The sequence below is a fragment of the Mesorhizobium hawassense genome (genome assembly GCF_003289945.1).
In the GTDB taxonomy this organism is placed as follows: Bacteria; Pseudomonadota; Alphaproteobacteria; order Rhizobiales; family Rhizobiaceae; genus Mesorhizobium; species Mesorhizobium hawassense.
This window is the reverse complement of record NZ_QMBP01000051.1, coordinates 1-2,747: the sequence shown is the minus strand read 5'-3', so window position 1 is coordinate 2,747 and position 2,747 is coordinate 1. Positions and strand designations below refer to the sequence as shown.

Here is a 2,747-nt window from a genome sequence, read left to right as displayed (position 1 = left end):
TGTAGCGCGGCGATTAGGGAGACCGGTCGGCGGCGATTATGATGGCCGGTGGGAGGCAGCGCCGAGTGGTGTGATTTGGGTATCACCGGGTCGGTTGTCTGGCAACTGGCCAGCGACAATTATCGGAGTTGTAATTGTCGCTGGGTCAGCGTGACGGGCGGGAGGCGGCCGCGGATCTGCGGCGAGTAGTTGTCGGCACCGGCAATTACGATGACCGGTTGGGCGGGTCTTCTGGTTGATCGTTGACGTTTTGCATACCGGCGCCGCGGGCGACGGCGGCTCGCTTCCGATAGCTCTCACCGTTCATCTCGATGATGGTGGAGTGGTGCACGAGGCGGTCTATGGCCGCGACCGTCATAGCGGGACCTGGAAAAACGTCCGACCATCCGGAGAAAGGCTCGTTGGCGGTGATGGCGATGGAGTGTCGTTCGTATCGGTGAGCGATGAGCTCGAACAGGGCACTGGTCTCCAGCTGGTCCTTTCGGACGTAAGACAGCTCGTCGAGTACAATGAGGTCGTACTTGTCGAGTTTGTCGAGCATCGAGGGGAGACTGAGCTCGCGGCGAGCGGCCTGAAGCTTCTGCACCATATCGGTGGTTGTGGAAAACAGGACGCGGCGACCGGCATCGATGAGGGCGTGACCGATGGCGGCAATCACGTGCGTCTTGCCGGTGCCGCTCTGGCCAAAAATGAGGATATTGCCGCCGCTTTCGATCCAGCCTTCGCCGGTGGCCAGGGAAAGCAAATGGGGCTTTCGGATTCCGGAAGGGAAGTCGAAGTCGAAGTCGAAAGTGGCGAAGGTCTTGCCGGCAGGCAAGCCGGACTGTTCGCGATGGCGCTGGATGCGTCGAGAGGCGCGCTCAGCCATCTCGATCTCGAGCAGGCAGGCAAGAAGGTTGGCCGCGGGCCAGCCATCGCGATCGGCGGTGTCGGTGAGATGCTTCCAGTTGCGGCTGATGCTGGGCAGGCGCAGTGCCGACAGCAGGGTGGGCAGCACGGCGGCGGCCTGATCCTTGGTCCTGCTCATCACAGCACCTGTGCGTTGGCGAGCAAATGGTTGTACCCGGCGAAATCGGGCGGCGGGATAGTGACGTCGACACGGCTTCTGACCGTGGGCAGGAACTCGCTCTTCAGCTTGGCGACATTGGGGAGTTTGCCTCTATCGAGCGCGGCCTCGATACGCAGGGCCAGAGCATCGACGCAGTTGCCATTGGCGGCGATATCGAGGAGAGCGACCATGTCGCGGCAGGCCTGCCGGGCATCGAGAGCGGCATCGAGCGCCTGCCACACCCGGGTATAGGCATGGGTGGGGAACAAGGCGTTGCGGTAGACCAGATAGCGCAGCGCCTGGGGCTTGCGCTTCAGGTTGCCGATGAAGTGCCGGAAATCGATATTGTGTCCTCGCTCCGCATGTTTGACGCGGACCCTGTCGGCGGTCATCACCTGGTCCGGCCCGAGGAAGAACTCAACCCGGTCATCATAGAGATGGGCATGGAGGCGGTAGCCGATGAGGCGCGAGGGTACCGAATAGGTGATACGGTCGACGCTGACGGTGCTGTTGCGGGTGACGTCTGCGCTGACCAGGGTGAAATCCGTGGTTCGCTTCAGCGGCAGCGGCTTGAGGACGCGGCGCTCGTCATCCACGAGCCTGGCCCGGCGTCGGTTCTGCTTGGCCACCTCCTGATCGACGAAGCGGCGGTAGTCCTGGATGCTGGGGAAATCGCGGCTGCCGCGACGGCGCAGGGCCTGATCGAGCCGTCGCTTCAGGTGGCCATTGGGAGCTTCGATTGAACCGTTCTCATGGGCGACACCTTTGTTGTTGCGCGTCGGCGTCATGCCATAATGTCGGCACAGCGCTTCATAGTTGTGGGTGAAATCGCGCTGGGCGTCGGCGTCGAGATTTTTGTAGGCGGCCGATAGCGAGTCGCTGCGGAGCTCGGCGGGTGCGCCTCCCAGCTTCCACAGCGCATCCTGCAGATGCTCGGACAGAGCGGTGAAGCTCTCTCCACCCAGCACGACCGCTGAATCCTCCCAGCCGCTGCTGGCAAGGCGAAAATGAAAGAGCCGATGGTCGAAGTGAAGGCCGGCGATGGTGACGTGCAAATCGTCAGCGACGGTGAAATCCAGGAGGCCTTGGCGGCCGATCTCGTGATGCTGTGGGAAGAAGATCTCCTTCTCGCCCCCATTCAGTGCCCGCCACCGGGCAATCCGGCGCTCGAGGGTCCGCCTGACGCCATCGGGGACGACGGCCTCCCCGAACTCGTCCTGCACGGTCTCGAAAATGGTGACTGAGAGGATGCCTGGGATCTTCAGCAGCTCCTCCACGCGTGGCCATATCTGTTCGAGGGGGTCAGGCCGGGTACGCCAGCGCCGCTCGCGCTTCTTCTGGGATGGCAGCTGCGGATTCTTGTCGATCCGGCGTGCACTACGTTCGCTGATACCGGCCTTGGCGGCCGCAACGGCCTGGGGATGGTGACGACGCTGAGACATGTAACGATGTACCTGTTGATCGGTGATGTGGAGGCCAGGCATCGGTACCTATCGCTGCTATGTTCGATAGGTGTTCAGATACCACCACTCCACGCGCCCCGATCAGATCCCCTCGCAAGGGGCTTCTGTCGCGCCCGCCCGTCAGACCCGCTCTCCGGTCGGGGCTCCGCCCCTCCCTGCGACCGGGCCCGACGGGCGACCCCACCGGCCATCATAGTTGTCGCTGAACCGGCCACCGTAGTTGTCGCCGCGCACTC

Annotated in this window: 2 protein-coding genes; both read right to left on the bottom strand. The window is 63.1% G+C overall.

Annotated features, from left to right (window positions below; translation table 11 throughout):
- Positions 1-205: 205 nt before the first annotated feature.
- Positions 206-1,027, bottom strand: coding sequence for an IS21-like element helper ATPase IstB (gene istB, locus DPM33_RS35550; protein WP_112102221.1), 822 nt, complete (start codon positions 1,025-1,027; stop codon positions 206-208).
- Positions 1,027-2,532, bottom strand: coding sequence for an IS21 family transposase (gene istA, locus DPM33_RS35545; RefSeq protein WP_425373614.1), 1,506 nt, complete (start codon positions 2,530-2,532; stop codon positions 1,027-1,029). Before istA ends, istB begins: the two co-directional genes overlap by 1 nt.
- Between the last annotated feature and the right edge of the window lie 215 nt (positions 2,533-2,747).

What these genes read in the sequence shown, in the direction of transcription:
- istB (WP_112102221.1), bottom strand. Translation starts at nt 1,027, where the DNA reads ATGAGCAGGACCAAGGATCAGGCCGCCGCCGTGCTGCCCACCCTGCTG.
- istA (WP_425373614.1), bottom strand. Translation starts at nt 2,532, where the DNA reads ATGCCTGGCCTCCACATCACCGATCAACAGGTACATCGTTACATGTCT.